The organism is Enterobacter sp. ECC-019 (assembly GCF_043974075.1).
Lineage (GTDB): Bacteria > Pseudomonadota > Gammaproteobacteria > Enterobacterales > Enterobacteriaceae > Enterobacter > Enterobacter asburiae_D.
Genome location: NZ_CP143760.1, coordinates 46757 through 62421, shown reverse-complemented (window position 1 = coordinate 62421; position 15665 = coordinate 46757). Strand labels below are relative to the sequence as shown.

At 55.3% G+C, this 15665-nt stretch carries 12 protein-coding genes and 1 pseudogene; 11 read left to right on the top strand and 2 right to left on the bottom strand.

Features of this window, described 5'->3' with window-relative positions; translation table 11 throughout:
* The first annotated feature begins 7 nt into the window (after positions 1-7).
* The 8 genes from traT (at position 8) to repA (V1566_RS23435) (ending at position 12176) form a co-directional block, all read left to right on the top strand.
* Positions 8-739, top strand: coding sequence for a conjugal transfer complement resistance protein TraT (gene traT / locus V1566_RS23470; protein WP_395306040.1), 732 nt, complete (start codon positions 8-10; stop codon positions 737-739).
* Positions 740-1241: 502 nt separating this feature from the next.
* Entirely contained in the window at positions 1242-3425 is a 2184-nt protein-coding gene (traD, locus tag V1566_RS23465) for a type IV conjugative transfer system coupling protein TraD (RefSeq protein WP_395306039.1), read from the top strand.
* A complete protein-coding gene (gene traI, locus V1566_RS23460; protein ID WP_395306038.1) occupies positions 3425-8812 on the top strand; it encodes a conjugative transfer relaxase/helicase TraI in 5388 nt (1795 codons plus the stop codon). Before traD ends, traI begins: the two co-directional genes overlap by 1 nt.
* Before the next feature lie 80 nt (positions 8813-8892).
* Positions 8893-9615, top strand: a complete 723-nt coding sequence (gene traX, locus V1566_RS23455) for a type-F conjugative transfer system pilin acetylase TraX (protein WP_395306122.1) — start codon at positions 8893-8895, stop codon at positions 9613-9615.
* A gap of 99 nt (positions 9616-9714) precedes the next feature.
* Positions 9715-10317 (top strand): fertility inhibition protein FinO, encoded by a 603-nt coding sequence (locus V1566_RS23450; protein ID WP_395306121.1) that lies wholly within the window; start codon positions 9715-9717, stop codon positions 10315-10317.
* A 119-nt stretch (positions 10318-10436) separates the two neighbouring features.
* Positions 10437-11228 (top strand): DsbA family protein, encoded by a 792-nt coding sequence (locus tag V1566_RS23445; RefSeq protein ID WP_395306120.1) that lies wholly within the window; start codon positions 10437-10439, stop codon positions 11226-11228.
* Complete coding sequence (locus V1566_RS23440) at positions 11228-11764, top strand: phospholipase D family protein (RefSeq protein WP_395306129.1); 537 nt, start codon at positions 11228-11230, stop codon at positions 11762-11764. The genes V1566_RS23445 and V1566_RS23440 overlap by 1 nt, the downstream gene beginning before the upstream one ends.
* 136 nt (positions 11765-11900) lie before the next feature.
* Positions 11901-12176, top strand: a complete 276-nt coding sequence (repA, locus tag V1566_RS23435; protein WP_395306119.1) for a replication regulatory protein RepA — start codon at positions 11901-11903, stop codon at positions 12174-12176.
* Positions 12177-12199: 23 nt separating this feature from the next.
* Here repA (V1566_RS23435) and V1566_RS23430 read toward each other — a convergent pair.
* Positions 12200-12331 (bottom strand): annotated as a pseudogene (locus V1566_RS23430) (replication protein RepA).
* A gap of 58 nt (positions 12332-12389) precedes the next feature.
* Here V1566_RS23430 and tap point away from each other — a divergent pair.
* The 3 genes from tap to V1566_RS23415 all read left to right on the top strand — a co-directional run bounded on the left by tap (position 12390) and on the right by V1566_RS23415 (position 14892).
* Entirely contained in the window at positions 12390-12461 is a 72-nt protein-coding gene (gene tap / locus V1566_RS23425; RefSeq protein ID WP_395306128.1) for a RepA leader peptide Tap, read from the top strand.
* Entirely contained in the window at positions 12454-13320 is an 867-nt protein-coding gene (repA, locus tag V1566_RS23420) for an incFII family plasmid replication initiator RepA (protein WP_395306118.1), read from the top strand. The genes tap and repA (V1566_RS23420) overlap by 8 nt, the downstream gene beginning before the upstream one ends.
* A gap of 1245 nt (positions 13321-14565) precedes the next feature.
* Positions 14566-14892: a hypothetical protein gene (locus V1566_RS23415; RefSeq protein WP_395306117.1), complete on the top strand. Its 327-nt coding sequence runs from the start codon at positions 14566-14568 to the stop codon at positions 14890-14892.
* A gap of 217 nt (positions 14893-15109) precedes the next feature.
* On the opposite strand, the gene V1566_RS23410 is transcribed toward V1566_RS23415, so the two are convergent.
* Entirely contained in the window at positions 15110-15583 is a 474-nt protein-coding gene (locus tag V1566_RS23410) for an NUDIX hydrolase (protein ID WP_395306127.1), read from the bottom strand.
* Positions 15584-15665 lie beyond the last annotated feature (82 nt).

Here is a 15665-nt window from a genome sequence, read left to right as displayed (position 1 = left end):
ATTCTGTATGAAGCTTAATAACGTCGTGGCTGTGGCAGTCATGAGTTCAGTGCTGGTTCTTTCTGGTTGTGGTGCGATGGGTACCGCAATTAAAAAACGCAATCTGGATGTCAAAACTCAAATGAGTGAAACCATCTGGTTGGAACCATCGAATAATCGCACGGTATACCTTCAGATTAAAAATACCTCCGATAAGGATATGAGTGGTCTGCAGGCTAAAATTACCAACGCCGTGACAGCCAAAGGCTACCAGGTCGTCACGAATCCCGATACGGCAGGTTACTGGATCCAGGCTAACGTCCTGAAGGCCGACAAAATGGACCTCAGGGAATCGCAGGGCTGGCTGAGTCAGGGATATGAGGGGGCTGCGACTGCCGCCGCCCTGGGCGCCGGGATTACGGCCTACAACTCGAATTCAGCCGGAGCAACGCTGGGCGTTGGCCTGGCCGCTGGTCTGGTTGGCATGGCCGCCGATGCGATGGTGGAAGACATCAATTATACAATGGTCACGGATGTCCAGATTTCGGAGAGAACCACAGCCAAAGTCCAGACTGATAATGTTGCTGTACTCCGCCAGGGCACTTCAGGCGCGAAGGTTCAGACCAGTTCAGAAACGGGAAACCAGCATAAATACCAGACCCGCGTAGTGTCGAATGCCAATAAAGTTAACCTTAAGTTCCCGGAAGCACAGCCGGTACTTGAAGATCAGCTCGCAAAATCAATCTCTAATATCCTGTAATAAAATCCGGCCCGGAACTGTCCGGGCTTTTCCCGGCGTAATACCGGCCTGCAGTTTGCCCGGATAAATCCGCACTTCAGTTATAAAAAACGGTGAGCAGGTACGCAAATTCTTTGTGTGCCTGTGAGGCGTTGCCGCGTTCAGCGGAAACAATGAAACGAGAATATGTCGATGGAACAAATTACGGTCACGATATCCGAAGTTGAACAGGGTGATACCACATTGCCCTGTCATTTTTACCCGGCTGAGACGTGCGACTATGTGAATTTCAATACGTCAGCCGGACTTGGTACCGGCGCGGTTTGTACCGCGTTGTATTCCCTGTTCGGGTCTGTGTGTAACATAGATTATTCACCCGGAGACGGCAGGGGATCATTTATCACACTCGACGTGCCCCCACTGCCAGGGCGCTATGAATATTCGATAAGCCGAACGTCTCCATATTGTTCAATTCTGTGAATTCATTTTATTCCCCTCAATGGTTTACTGACGGATTATTGCCATGAGTTTTAACGCCAAAGACATGACGCAGGGCGGTCAAATAGCCAGCATGCGCTTTCGCATGTTTGGCCAGATTGCCAATATTATATTTTATGTACTGTTTCTTTTATTCTGGGTGCTGTGCGGCCTGATATTAATGTACCGGCTCACCTGGCAAACCTTTGTGAACGGTTCGGTATACTGGTGGTGTACAACACTGGGGCCGATGCGGGATTTAATCCGCTCTCAGCCTGTATATTTCATCAATTATTATGGTCATCAGCTGCAGTATACCTCTGAGCAAATCCTGAAAGATAAATATACGGTCTGGTGTGGCGAACAGCTATGGACAGGTTTTGTCTTTGCCGCAGTGGTCTCCCTGGTCATTTGTATTATGGCCTTCTTTGTGGCCAGCTGGGTGCTGGGACACCAGGGCAAGCAGCAGAGTGAGGATGAAATTACCGGCGGGCGTAAGCTCTCAGATAAACCGAAAGAGGTGGCCCGGCTGATGAAGCGGGATGGTGTGGCCTCGGATATTAAGATCGGTGACCTGCCCATCCTGCGCGACTCTGAAATCCAGAACTTCTGTCTGCACGGTACCGTCGGGTCAGGTAAATCAGAGGTAATCCGCCGGCTCCTGAATTACGTCCGGGCTCGCGGGGATATGGCCATCATTTACGACCGTTCCTGTGAGTTTGTGAAAAGTTATTACGATCCCGCCATCGATAAAATCCTCAACCCGCTCGATTCACGCTGTGCGGCATGGGATTTGTGGAAGGAATGTATCACCCTGCCTGATTTTGACAACGTGTCCAACACGCTTATCCCGATGGGAAACAAAGAGGACCCGTTCTGGCAGGGGTCAGGCCGGACTATCTTCGCGGAGGGGGCCTACCTGATGCGGGACGACAAGGACCGCAGCTACGAGAAGCTGGTCGATACCATGCTGTCGATCAAAATCGACAAGCTTCGTGAGTACCTTAAAAGCACGCCGGCTGCGAACCTGGTCGAAGAAAAAATCGAGAAAACGGCGATCTCCATCCGTGCGGTATTAACCAACTATGTGAAAGCCATTCGCTATCTGCGGGGGATAGAAAAGAACGGCGAACCGTTCACTATCCGTGACTGGATGCGGGGCGTTCGCGAAGACCAGCCGAATGGCTGGTTGTATATTTCCTCGAATGCAGACACACACGCGTCACTGAAACCGGTGATTTCGATGTGGCTCAGTATTGCCATACGTGGCCTGCTGGCCATGGGGGAAAACCGCAGCCGCCGTGTCTGGATTTTTGCCGATGAACTTCCGACGCTGCACAAGCTGCCGGATCTGGTGGAGATCCTCCCGGAGGCCCGTAAATTCGGTGGCTGCTACGTATTCGGTATCCAGTCCTATGCCCAGCTGGAAGATATTTACGGCGTGAAACCCGCCGCCACGCTGTTTGACGTCATGAACACCCGGGCATTCTTCCGTTCACCAAGTAAGGGGATTGCGGAGTTTGCGGCCGGAGAAATCGGTGAGAAAGAACACAAGAAAGCGAGCGAAAACTATTCCTATGGCGCGGACCCGGTACGTGACGGGGTCTCCACCGGCAAGGAGCTGAAGCGGGAATCCCTTGTCAGTTACTCCGATATTCAGGCGCTGCCCGACCTGTCCTGCTACGTCACGCTCCCTGGCCCGTACCCGGCAGTGAAACTGGCCCTGAAATACAAACCCCGTCCCAAAATTGCCGAAGGCTTTATCCCGCGGCAGCTCACTCAGGTGGCTGATGACAGACTGGCGGCCGTCCTCGCGGCCCGTGAGGCCGAAGGACAGAGTGCCCGGATGCTGTTTGAGCCTGATGCGCCGGTAGCCGCTGCTGAGTCTGTCGTTCCTGCAGCAGAGGTCAGGCCGACAATAGTGGCCGGGGTACCCGCTGTGCCTGCTGTGCCCGCGCGGCCGCAGAAGGCGGCTACGACAGCCGCACCGGCATCCGGTGGTGCCGCTGCACCTGCAGGCGGGGTTGAAAAGGAACTGCAGGAACAGTCTCAGGCGGAAGACGTCCTGCCGCCTGGCGTGAATGAGTATGGTGAAATTGATGATATGGCGGCCTGGGAGGAGTGGCAGACCAGCTCTGATGTCCAGCGGGATATGCACCGTCGTGAAGAGGTGAACATCAATCATAGTCATCGTGGCCATGATGATATCGACCTGGGGAGTAACTTCTGATGATGTCGATTGGCTCAGTGAAATCCGCGGATAAGGCCGGTGGGTATTACACCAAAGAGGATAATTACTACGTCATCGGCAGCATGGATGAGCGCTGGCAGGGGAAGGGGGCTGAGGCCCTGGGGCTGGAAGGAAAGGCGGTGGATAAGGCATTGTTCACCGCCATGCTGAACGGGAAGCTCCCGGACGGCAGCGACCTGTCACGGCTTCAGGATGGGGTTAACAAGCACCGGCCGGGCTATGACCTGACCTTCTCTGCGCCAAAAAGTGTGTCAGTCATGGCGATGCTGGGCGGCGACAAGCGCCTTATCGATGCACACAACAGGGCGGTCTCGGAAGCCATTCGGCAGGTGGAAACCCTGGCGTCCACCCGCGTGATGACGGACGGAAAATCGGAAACCGTGCTGACCGGTAACCTGATTGTTGCGACATTCAACCATGATACCAACCGTAATCAGGAGCCCCAGATTCATACCCACGCGGTAGTCATTAACGCCACGCAGAAGGATGACAAATGGCAGACGCTGGGGACCGATACGATCGGCAAGACCGGTTTTATCGAGAACGTGTACGCCAACCAGATTGCTTTTGGAAAAATCTACCGCGAAATGTTCAAACCGATGGTTGAGGCTCTCGGTTACGAAACGGAAGTGGTGGGTAAACATGGTATGTGGGAGATGAAAGGGGTCCCGGTGGCCCCTTTTTCCACCCGCACGCAGGAAATCAGTGAGGCGGCTGGTCCTGATGCCTCACTGAAGTCGCGGGATGTGGCCACACTCGATATCCGTAAGGCGAAAGAGACGGTCGATCCGGCGCAGAAAATGACGGAGTGGCTCCAGACCCTCAAAGAAACCGGTTTCGACCTGAAGGGCTATCGTGAAGAGGCCGACAGTCGGGCGCGTGAAAACCGGGATGTTCGCCCGCCGTCAAAACCGACAGGCCCGGATATCGATGAGGTGGTCAACAGGGAACGGGAGAACCAGGACGTCAGTCCGCCGTCAATACCGGCAGGCCCGGGTAGCGATAAGGTGGTCAACCGGGACCGGGAGAACCGGGACGTCAGTCCGCCGTCAAAACCGACAAGCCCGGATATCGATGACGTGGTCACCCGGGCCATTGCCGCCCTGAGTGACCGGAAGGTGCAGTTTACCTACACGGAACTGCTGGCCAGAACCGTCAGTCAGCTCGAAGCCCGGCCCGGCGTTATCCAAACCGCAAGAGCCGGGATTGACACTGCCATTGAGCGGGAACAGCTGATCCCGCTCGACCGGGAAAAAGGGATTTTCACCTCCGGTATTCATGTTCTGGATGAACTCTCAGTCAGGGCCCTCAGTCAGGAAATCCTGCGGCAGAACCATGTGGGGGTGGAACCGGGGAAAGGTGTCGAACGCCAGTCCCCGTTCAGTGATGCGGTCACGGTCCTGGCTCAGGACAAACCGGCAATGGCGATTGTCTCGGGACAGGGCGGCGCAGCCGGACAGCGCGAGCGCGTGGCCGAACTGGCCATGATGGCGCGAGAGCAGGGCCGGGATGTGCATATTATTGCCGCCGATACCCGCTCGCGTGAGTTCCTGCTGAAGGAGGAAAGACTGGCCGGCGAAACCATTACCGGGAAAAACGCCCTGCTGGAGGGGACTGCTTTTGTGCCTGGCGGCACGCTGATTATCGACCAGGCAGAGAAACTCAGCCTGAAAGAAACCCTCACGATGCTCGACGGCGCCATGCGCAATAATGTTCAGGTGCTTATGTCTGACAGTGGAAAACGCACCGGGACCGGGAGCGCGCTGGCTGTCATGAAGGAGAGCGGGGTGACGGCGTACAAATGGCAGGGCGGGAAACAGACTGCTGTATCGGTTATCAGTGAGCCGGAGAGAAACCAGCGTTACGGCAGGATGGCCAGTGACTTCGTGGCCAGTGTCCGGGAGGGACATGAAAGCGTGGCCCAAATCCGGGGGCCGCGTGAACAGGGGATGCTGACAGGGATGATCCGTGAGAGCCTCCGGAATGAAGGTCTGCTAGGCAACCGCGAGGAAACCATCACCGCGCTGACACCCGTCTGGCTGGACAGCAAGACCCGGGGCATACGCGACAATTACCGGGAAGGCATGGTGATGGAGCGGTGGGACCCGGAAAAGCGGGTGCATGACCGCTTCGTTATCGATCGCGTAACGGCCGTCAGCAATTCCCTGACCCTGAAGGATGAGAAAGGGGACTCCCTGAATCTTAAACTGGCCGCCGTGGACAACACCTGGTCCCTGTTTCGCCCTCAGCAGCTGCCTGTGGCTGCAGGAGAGCGTCTGTCCATTCTGGGGAAAATTCCGGAAACTCGCCTGAAGGGAGGGGATACTGTTCAGGTCCTGAAAGCTGAGAATGGTGTCCTGACTGTAAAGCATCCCGGACAGAAGACCACCCAGAAGCTGGCTGCCGGCAATACGCCCTTTACAGGTGTCAAGGTCGGTCAAGGGTGGGTGGAAAATCCGGGCCGTTCAGTCAGCGAGACGGCCACCGTATTTGCCTCGCTGGCGCAGCGGGAGCTGGATAATGCCACCCTTAACGCGCTGGCCCAGAGCGGTACGCAGGTGCGCCTCTATTCCGCGCAGAGTGAGCAAAAAACCGTTGAGAAACTCGGGCGCCATCCTGCGTTCAGCGTGGTGACCGAGCAGATCAGGAGCCGCTCCGGGGAACAGGAGATTAATACGGCCATTGCGCACCAGAAACGTCAGCTGCATACCCCGGAGCAGCAGGCGATCCACCTTGCGCTTCCGGTGCTGGAAAGCGACAAACTCACCTTCACCCGCCCGCAACTGCTGGTTACCGCGCATGAGTTTTCTGACGGAAAGATACCGCTTGCCGACATTGAGAAGACTATCGGGGAACAGATACAGGCGGGCGATCTGCTGCATGTACCTGTCGCCCGGGGATACGGCAATGACGTGCTGATTTCACGCCAGACCTGGGATGCAGAAAAAAGCCTGCTGACGATGGTGCTGCAGGGGAAGGAAGCCGTGTCGCCCCTGATGGAGAAAGTGCCCACTGAACTGATGGACGGACTGACTGCCGGCCAGCGGGCCGCCACCCGGTTGATCTTGGAAACCCGCGATCGTTTCACCCTGGTGCAGGGCTATGCCGGGGTGGGGAAAACCACCCAGTTCCGGGCGGTGATGGCGGCCGTGAATATCCTGCCGGAGGCGACCCGCCCGAGAGTGGTAGGCCTCGGCCCCACGCACCGCGCGGTGGGGGAAATGCAGGCTGCCGGCGTGGATGCGCAGACGACAGCGTCTTTCCTCCATGACACGCAGTTACTGACGCGCGCTGGCCAGACGCCGGACTTCAGTAACACGCTGTTCCTTCTGGATGAAAGCTCGATGCTGGGGTTGTCAGATACCGCGAAGGCGATGAGCCTGATTGTCGCCGGCGGCGGCCGGGCCGTCTCCAGCGGCGACACCGATCAGCTGCAGTCCATTGCTCCCGGACAACCCTTCCGTCTGATGCAGCAGCGCAGTGCGGCGGATGTGGCCATCATGCAGGAAATCGTTCGTCAGGTTCCGGCGCTGCGCCCGGCGGTCTACAGCCTCATTGACCGGGATATTCACAGCGCGCTGGCCACCATTGAAAAAGTCGAACCCGGGCAGGTGCCCCGTAAGGACAACGCATGGGTGCCGGAAAGTTCGGTGATGGAATTCACACCAAAGCAGGAGAAAGCCATTCAGGAGGCCATTGAAAAAGGAGACGTCCTGCCGGGTATCTCGCCGGCCAGTCTCTACGAGGCCATTGTGAAGGATTACACCGGCCGCACGCCGGACGCTCAGGCTCAGACGCTTATCATCACCCACCTGAATGAAGACCGTCGTGTCCTGAACAGCATGATCCATGATGAGAAGATGCGGGCCGGTGAACTGGGTGAAGAGAGCGTGACCCTGCCGGTGCTGGTCACCAGTAATATCCGGGACGGAGAGCTGCGAAGGATGGGGACGTGGGAAGAGCATAAGGGGGCTGTTGCCCTGGTGGATCGGCAGTACCACCAGATTGTGGAGGTCAACAGGGACAACCAGCTGATCACCCTGCGATCGGAGGCTGGGGACGAACGGCTCATCTCGCCGCGCGAAGCGTCAGCGGAAGGCGTGACGTTATACCGGCAGGAACGTATCACCGTTTCGCCAGGAGACAGGATGCGTTTCAGTAAAAGTGATGCGGAGCGCGGCTATGTGGCGAACAGCGTCTGGCATGTGGACAGCATTGTGGGTGACAGTGTCACGCTAACCGACGGCAAAAATACCCGTGTTGTCACCCCGTCAGCCGATAAAGCGGAATCCCATATCGATCTGGCCTATGCCATCACCACGCACGGCGCGCAGGGGGCCAGTGAATCCTTTTCCATTGAGCTGGAAGGTATCACCGGCGCCCGGCAGCGGATGGTCAGTTTCGAATCGGCGTATGTGGCACTTTCCCGTATGAAACAGCACACGCAGGTTTATACCGACGACCGGAAAGGTTGGACGAACGCGGTGAGCCGTTCTCAGGAAAAAGCCAGCGCCCACGATGTGCTGGAGCCCCGCGATGACCGTGCGGTCAAAAACGCGGCGCTGCTGTTTGGCCGGGCCGTGGCGCTTACGGAAATCCCGGCCGGGCGGGCAGCGCTGCAGCAGTCCGGGATTGCACGCGGGCAGTCGCCCGGAAAATTCATCTCCCCTGGGAAAAAGTATCCGTTACCGTACGTGGCCCTGCCGGCGTTTGACCGCAACGGGAAAGCCGCCGGGATATGGCTCAGCCCCCTGACGGATAAGGACGGCCAGCTGCAGGCCATCGGGGGTGAAGGGCGCATTATGGGAAATGAAGAGGCGCGTTTTGTTGCCCTGCAGGAGAGCCGGAACGGGGAAAGTCTCCTTGCAGGCAGCATGGGGGACGGTGTCCGGATTGCCCGGGATAATCCTGACAGCGGCGTGGTTGTCCGCCTTGCCGGCGATGACCGTCCCTGTAACCCGGGTGCCATCACCGGTGGCAGGGTCTGGGGCGATGGTATTGCGGTGGAGCCGGTGAGTCCCGGTGCGGATATTACCTTACCTCCGGACCTGCTCGCCCGGAAAGCGGCGGAAGAACTGCAGCGCCGCGAAATGGAGAAACGGGCACAGGAAACGGCCCGCGAACTGACCGGTGAACAGCGTAAACAGGGGGAAGCGGGAGAGCAGATCCGGGACATTATTACGGATGTGGTTCGCGATCTGGCACAACAGAAAGGCCAGGGTGAACGGCTTCCGTTGCCTGATGAACCGGAAAACCGTCTCAGAAATGAGGCTGTCCAGAAAGTGGTTGCCGACAATCAGCAGCAGGAACGTCTGCAGCAAATTGAACGGGATATGGTCCGGGAAAAAACGCTCGGGGGCGACTGACGCGCCTGCGGCTTGTCTGCTCCGGCATGCGCTCCGATTAAAATCGGACCACCTGCCGGAGCGCTGAAAAGGACGATAATATGAGATCACAGGACACCTTTCTCACCATGACGGACAGCTGGCTGCAGCGCCTCCTGACCTGGACACCCGGACAGACGGATATCATTAAAACGGTCGCCCTGGTGCTGATGGTGACGGACCACACCGGCCTGCTACTGGCCGGGAATAATGAGGTGATGCGCCTGCTGGGGCGCGGTTGTTTTCCGCTGTTCGGGCTGGTCTGGGGGATGAATCTGGCCAGACACCGTGACATCCGACAGTCACAGCTGAACCCGCTCTGGTGCTGGGCCCTGCTGGCACAGGGATCGTTCATCCTGATCGGGTATCCTTGGTACATGGGGAATATTCTGTTCACGTTTGCCGTGACGGGGCAGGCGATGCGCTGGTTCAGCCTGCGGACCCGCAACGGCATTCTGCTGGCCATCGCTATTGTGGTGGCCTGGCTGCCCCTGTCCACGGACAGCTATGGCCTGGCCGGGATGTTTATGCTGATCAACAGCTACCGGTTATGCCGCGCCACTGAGCCGGTGGAAAGAACGGGCTATGCTGTACTGTGGGCAGTGATGGTGCTGCTGATGAACCCGTCTGATGCCTTGCAGTCAGTGGCCGGACTGGCGATTGCGGTTCTGGTGGTGGCCGTCTGTGCGGATACGGGAAAGCAGGTTAAACGCTTCTGGCCGGCGGATTTCTTTGTCCTGTTTTACGTCGTTCACCTCGCGGTGCTCGGCATACTGGCGGGCTGACGGGACAGAAATATGACGGACAGACGCGGGGAGGATGACCCGGCAGTGAACCTGTCGTATCTTACCCCTTCTGTATTAACTGCAGGAATACCTCAACCTATGACGGAAGATAAACGCCCCACGCTCAGCCTGAAGCGCAAACCGGCGGAAAATACAACCGGGCCGGGTACCGATGTACCCCGTGTTGTCCGCCGGAAGCAGGTGGTGAACGTGACCACACCGCCGGCGTGGAAAGTGAAGAAGGAAAAGCTGGCCAGAAAAACGGAACAGGAGACCCCGGCCAGAGCCGTTCAGGTAAGTCCGGAAAAAACCGTTTCCCCCCAGAAACGGGAGAAAGCCGACCGGGCGGTGCGTTATCTCCGGCTGCCGGCACTGCAGGAGGCGGTCGACACGCTGAAGACCTGGTGGCCAGCGCTCTTTGACGGCGAGACTCCCCGCCTGCTGGCCCTCGCCGTGCGAGAGGCCATGTTTGCCGATATGGCCGAACGCGGGATACCGTTGTCCCATAAGCAGGTTATTAAATGCCTGAAACGTATCACGCGCTCAGACATCTATCTGTCGTCGATGGTTGCCGGTGCCGATCGGTTTGACTTAACCGGCCATCCGGTGAGTAAAGTAACCCCTGATGAGGAGCAGTATGCGCAGCTGCGGATGGAAAAACAGCGCCGGCAGCAGGCCCGAATTCAGAACGATATCGCTTAATCCCGTCTTTTTTAATTTAATTTTATCTGTATATCCCTCTCATACCTGCCGGCGTCATTAAATACGCTGGCGGGGTGATAATATTCGTTTCGACCGCACTGTATTTAAAAAGGATATTTATGAAGCTTAAAACGGCTTTAATCGCGTCGGCTATTTCTGTGCTGACATTTAATATGGTTTATTCACAGGCCGGAGCAACCACGCCGGTATTTACCCCCGAACAGGAGGCCCGTATCGGTGAAATTGCAGCAGAGTATATGCGTGCGCATCCGGACCTGCTTATTCAGATGAGTGAGACGCTGCAGCAGGAGCAGCAGGAAAAACAGACCCGTGAACTGAAGTCGGCTGCCCTGGCCCAACAGGCCAGGATCGTGAAGGACAACACTATCCCCGTCTGGGGACCCGCTGACAGTCCGGTTATGGTGGTCGAGTTTTTTGACTACCAGTGCATCTGGTGCAGCAGGCTGGCTCCGGAGCTGGAGAAGGTCATGAAAGCTAACACGAACGTGCGCTACTACTTTATGGAATGGCCGGTATTTGGCAGTCGCTGGCCATCCTCGCTGCTGGCAGCGAAGACCGGTCTTCAGGTTTGGAAGGAAAAGGGGGCTGATGCGTATCTGAAATATCATAATGGTATTTACGGCACAGGAATGAATGAGGGCAGGCTGACGAAAGAGGTTATCGAAAAAGTCTCGGATAATGTTCAGTTCAGCCAGAAAACGATAGACAGTATTAATGTGACGCTGACAAAAATTAACGATATTGCCACCACGGCAGGATTAAGCGGTACGCCGGGTATTATTGTGATGCCGGTTAATGGCGCAACGGTAAATAACACCACGGTCTTTGCCGGTATGACCGAGGCAGAGAATATTCAGCAGGCCATCAAGACTGCGCAGGGGAATAAATGATGAAACATTCAATCCTGTCAGGGCTCATGGGCGTCTGTTTATTTGTTTCCGTTGGTGCTGCTGCCCAGCCAACCGTACAGGCGGGCTTTTCGCCGGAAGGATCGGCGCTGCAGCTGGTGCTGGACACCATTAATTCGGCGCAACAGCGCATCCGGCTGATGGGGTACAGCTTTACGTCGCCGGAAGTTTCGCGTGCGCTCGTACAGGCGAAGCAACGCGGGGTGGATGTCAGGGTGGTGCTGGACTGGAAAGCCAACAAGGAGAAGGGGAGTGCAGGGGCGGCCGCGATGGATCTGCTGGTCAATGCCGGCATCCCCGTTCGCACGGTGAGCCAGTTTAAAATCATGCATGACAAAGTCATCATCACGGATGACCGGAATGTGGAAACCGGTTCGTTTAACTACACCCGGGCAGGGGCACAGAGTAATTCCGAGAATGCCCTGGTTATCCGGGATTATCCGGTACTGGCCAGCACCTATCTGCAGCACTGGCAGTCCCGGTGGGAAATGGGTAAAGACTGGAAAACCTCGTACTGAATCCACTCCGGTGATAGCCTGTTCACTGCGCCAACGGTGGCAGGTTATATAACAAAAAATAACACAGACACTCGCTGCCTCTTAAGACGTGTAGTATCTTTGTCCAGGTATTTGTTAAATGCTTGAGGAGGCAGATATGTCACAGGTCGTAAAAGTAATTACTTCCTCACGAAAACCAAAACGGTCCTACAGAAAGGGAAATCCGCTCTCTGCAACGGAACGTCAGCAGAAAGCTGTGGCGCGTAAAAAAACGACGCACAAAGAGGTGAGAGTGTTTGTCCGGGACTCACTTAAAAGCCAGCTCCAACTCATGTGCGAAAGTGCCGGAGTCACCCAGGCGGAAATGATTGAAAAGCTCATAGAAATGGAGTCGGCGAAGCTTGGGATCGGTGTAACGACGTCACATTCTTGATCCTGGCAGCTATGAATGCTAGATTACTGATCGTTCAGAGATTGCTGGCTGGCCACGCCGCAAGGTGGCAGGGAACTGGTTCTGATGAGGTATTTACCCGGAACCAGAAAAGCAAAAACCCCGATAATCTTTCCATTCTTGGCGGAGTAGAAGATTACCGGGGCCTACTTAAACTGTATAGAGTTTGTTGCTCTATGCAGGGAGTATAGAATTATGCTCAGAAAAGTTCAACACCTTCTGTGCTCACTCCTTCCGCGCAACATAAGCGCAGGCGGGGATGACTGAACAGACGTCACAACGACACACCCATTACCGTCAGGTAAAAAACCCCAACCCTGAATTTACACCGCGGGAAGGGAAAAAGACGCTGTCGTTCTGCCGTAAGCTGATGGCGAAAGCCGAAGGCTTCACGTCCCGCTTTGATTTTTCCATCCATGTGGCGTTTATGCGTTCCCTGGGTAAGCGTCACCGGATGCCACCACTGTTACGCCGGCGCGCAATTGACGCTCTCCTGCAGGCAATGTGTTTCCATTACGATCCGCTGGCCAATCGCGTGCAGCGTTCGATTACGAATATGGCCATCGAGTGTTGCCTGGCCACCGAGTCCAGGAGCGGCAATCTGTCCATCACCCGCGCCACACGGGCGCTGAAGTTTTTGGCGGAGCTGGGGCTGATCACCTATCAGACTGAGTATGATCCGCAGATTGGCTGTAACATCCCGACCGATATCACGTTCACCCCGGCCCTGTTTTCCGCGCTCGACTTTTCTGAGGTGGCCGTGATGGGCGCGCGCCGCAGCCGCGTGGAGTGGGAAAACCTGCAGCGTAAAAAGCAGAAGCTGGAACCGCTGGAGATGGACGAACTGATCGCAAAAGCGTGGCGGTATGTGCGGGAGCGTTTTCGCAGCTATCAGGCTGAACGAAAATCTCATGGCCAGAAGCGGGCTACTGCCCGGCGGGATGCTTCACGGCAGCGTAAGGATATAGAGACGCGTGTTCGTCAGCAACTGACCCGCGAATACGCCACCGGCCGCTTCAGGGGCGATCATAACGCGCTGAAGCGTGAGGTTGAGCGCCGCGTGCAGGAGCGCATGCTGATGTCGCGCGGGAACAACTACACGCGACTGGCCACTGTCCCCATATAACGTTCCTTCCTTAAATAATCCGGCCAGCGCCGGAGGCTTTCACACGTCTGTTGCCCGCTGTTGCTGATTATCTGAACAGCGAGGCCCCCGCCTTACCCGCTATCCCACCTTCCTGATGCTAAAGTGGCCAGAAATTTTATCGCCGGTGTCGTTTTTTTTCGGTGGCTTTCCGTTATCCACAAATAACTGCAAGGGAATTTTCCCTAAGGTTAAAATCGTTATGCGTACAGGGCGCCAGCCGTCAGACGTTCAAAGTGCGTGGTTCCTTTTAAAAACCTGCTCTGTACCTCTTTTAAAGTTCCTGTTTATTAATCCTTTAAGAATACAACCTGTTCATCGCCTGACCTGTGGACAGGCTCCGGAGAATGACCGCCCTTGCAGCGACCTGACGGTCGCGCCGGTTCGGAAACAGCATAAGTACCTCCCGTCGCCATGCGACGGGCCCCGGAATAAGTAGTTACAACATACAAATATTCCCTTATGGCGATAAACCAGCGCCGTTCTGACATCCCGTGCCCCTCCCCACCACTGAAAAGCGCCGCCGCCCCCGGCCGAAGGCCGGGGAACACCATCGCTTTTAATGATGGGTGTTGTAACTACTCTTTTTCATCGCTTTGGGTGGTGCTGCGGTGAGTTCCTGAGTACACGCTCGTAAGCGCCTGAACGGCGCTAACGCGGAGATACGCCCCGACTGCGGCTAACGCCTTGCCGGGGCCACTCCGACCGCGTAAAGATGCATCTGTGACGTTTTAAGCGGGTATGGCTTAGCAGGGTAAGGGATGGATAGGCAGAACCTTTCAGAACGGAAACCGGCTACGCCGGGCTACGGCGCCATTTGCCTATGATATTCCATTCAAATTCAGCTGGCGCCTCTATGCCGCTGAAGCGGCATGAAGAAGCTTTCGATGTTTTGATACGAGAATTTAACGGCTGCTCTGGAAATAATATGTCCGATAAACGATTTTCTTTTCCTGATGATAAAAAAGGGGTTAACTATGACATGAACCAGACGTCAACAACCTGAAAGTAATCAGTGATGAGGACCGGCTCGGGGTTACCGCCACGCCTGAGATGGTTGTGGTTGAGACGTCTGTCCATACTTTCCCTGGCAGTGTTTTTCCGGAAAAATTCTCGAAGAACTAAAGTAAAGAGACGGACAGGGATTGATGAAATTAATCGGTGATGATGGCAGATTTACCATTAAATGCGAGGCTGGCAAGTTTGGCCACCTCTAAAAGGATAAAAATGAAAGTCCGTCTGAAAGTGCGATCGAGCAAACTGCTGTTATGTTTACTGACCATGACGATCCAGATAGCGGGTCCTGCAGCTGCAGCGGTAAGGCTCATCACGGTATCACAGGCCCAGGATGAGGCGAAAATGACGCCCCCAGGAAGCGAACACCTCACCTCAGGTTCCGGAGAGAAGCAAACACATGCCAGGCGCCGTACATCGCTGCAGCAGGAGGACAGACTCCTCAGAGCTGAAGAACAGGGCATAATCGACCAGGGTGCCAGAACCGCTATCCATATCCGGGAACAGGAGGTTCAGCGAGACATCAGAGAACTGCGCTAACAGCCCGGGCTGTATGAGATATTTAGTGGGATGTGGGATACTTACAGGGGCAGGCTGAACTTGTCAAAACGGTAACCGGCTATGACGGGCGACGCCCCCCTCACCATCAGAGTATTATTTAACTGCGGCATTAAATATATCTCTCGATGTCATTAGACTTGGAGTTAAATTTCAGAATCTCTATATTTCCTTGTGAGTGAAACAGCCTTTTATTACGTCAGGAAGGGGATATCGTCGGGGTGTCCATTAATCGGGTAGCAAGTATGTCAATAAGCAAATCGTGTGGAAAGATAGTTTCATTTGTATGTGTGAGTTCTTCTAATGTCCACCAGTGGTGATCATGGATAACTTGTTTTTCGTTCCCGCTCCATCCGGAACAATCGATATCTGATTTTTCAGTATTAATAATAAAAAAACGCTCTTCCGCCAGAACAGTTTCTCCGCTTGGTAGCATCATTGTGAAGCTTTGGGAGGCTACTTGTGGTCCCACAGTTCTTCTTGTCAATCCAGTTTCTTCTCTTAACTCACGTAAGGCTGCCTGTTCAAAAGATTCATTGATTTCAAGTCCTCCCCCGGGAGTAGCCCAGTAAGATTTTCCACTCAATGCATCTGCTTTATGGATGAAACGAAAAAGAAGTACGCGATTTTCCGGTGAAAGAACTATCAAACGAGACGATGGACGAGTACGCACAACATAACCTCCTGCAATAATAGATAGATTGTACCTCTCAGATATAGAGGTAACCATGATTAACAGCCTGAGTTTTTTAATG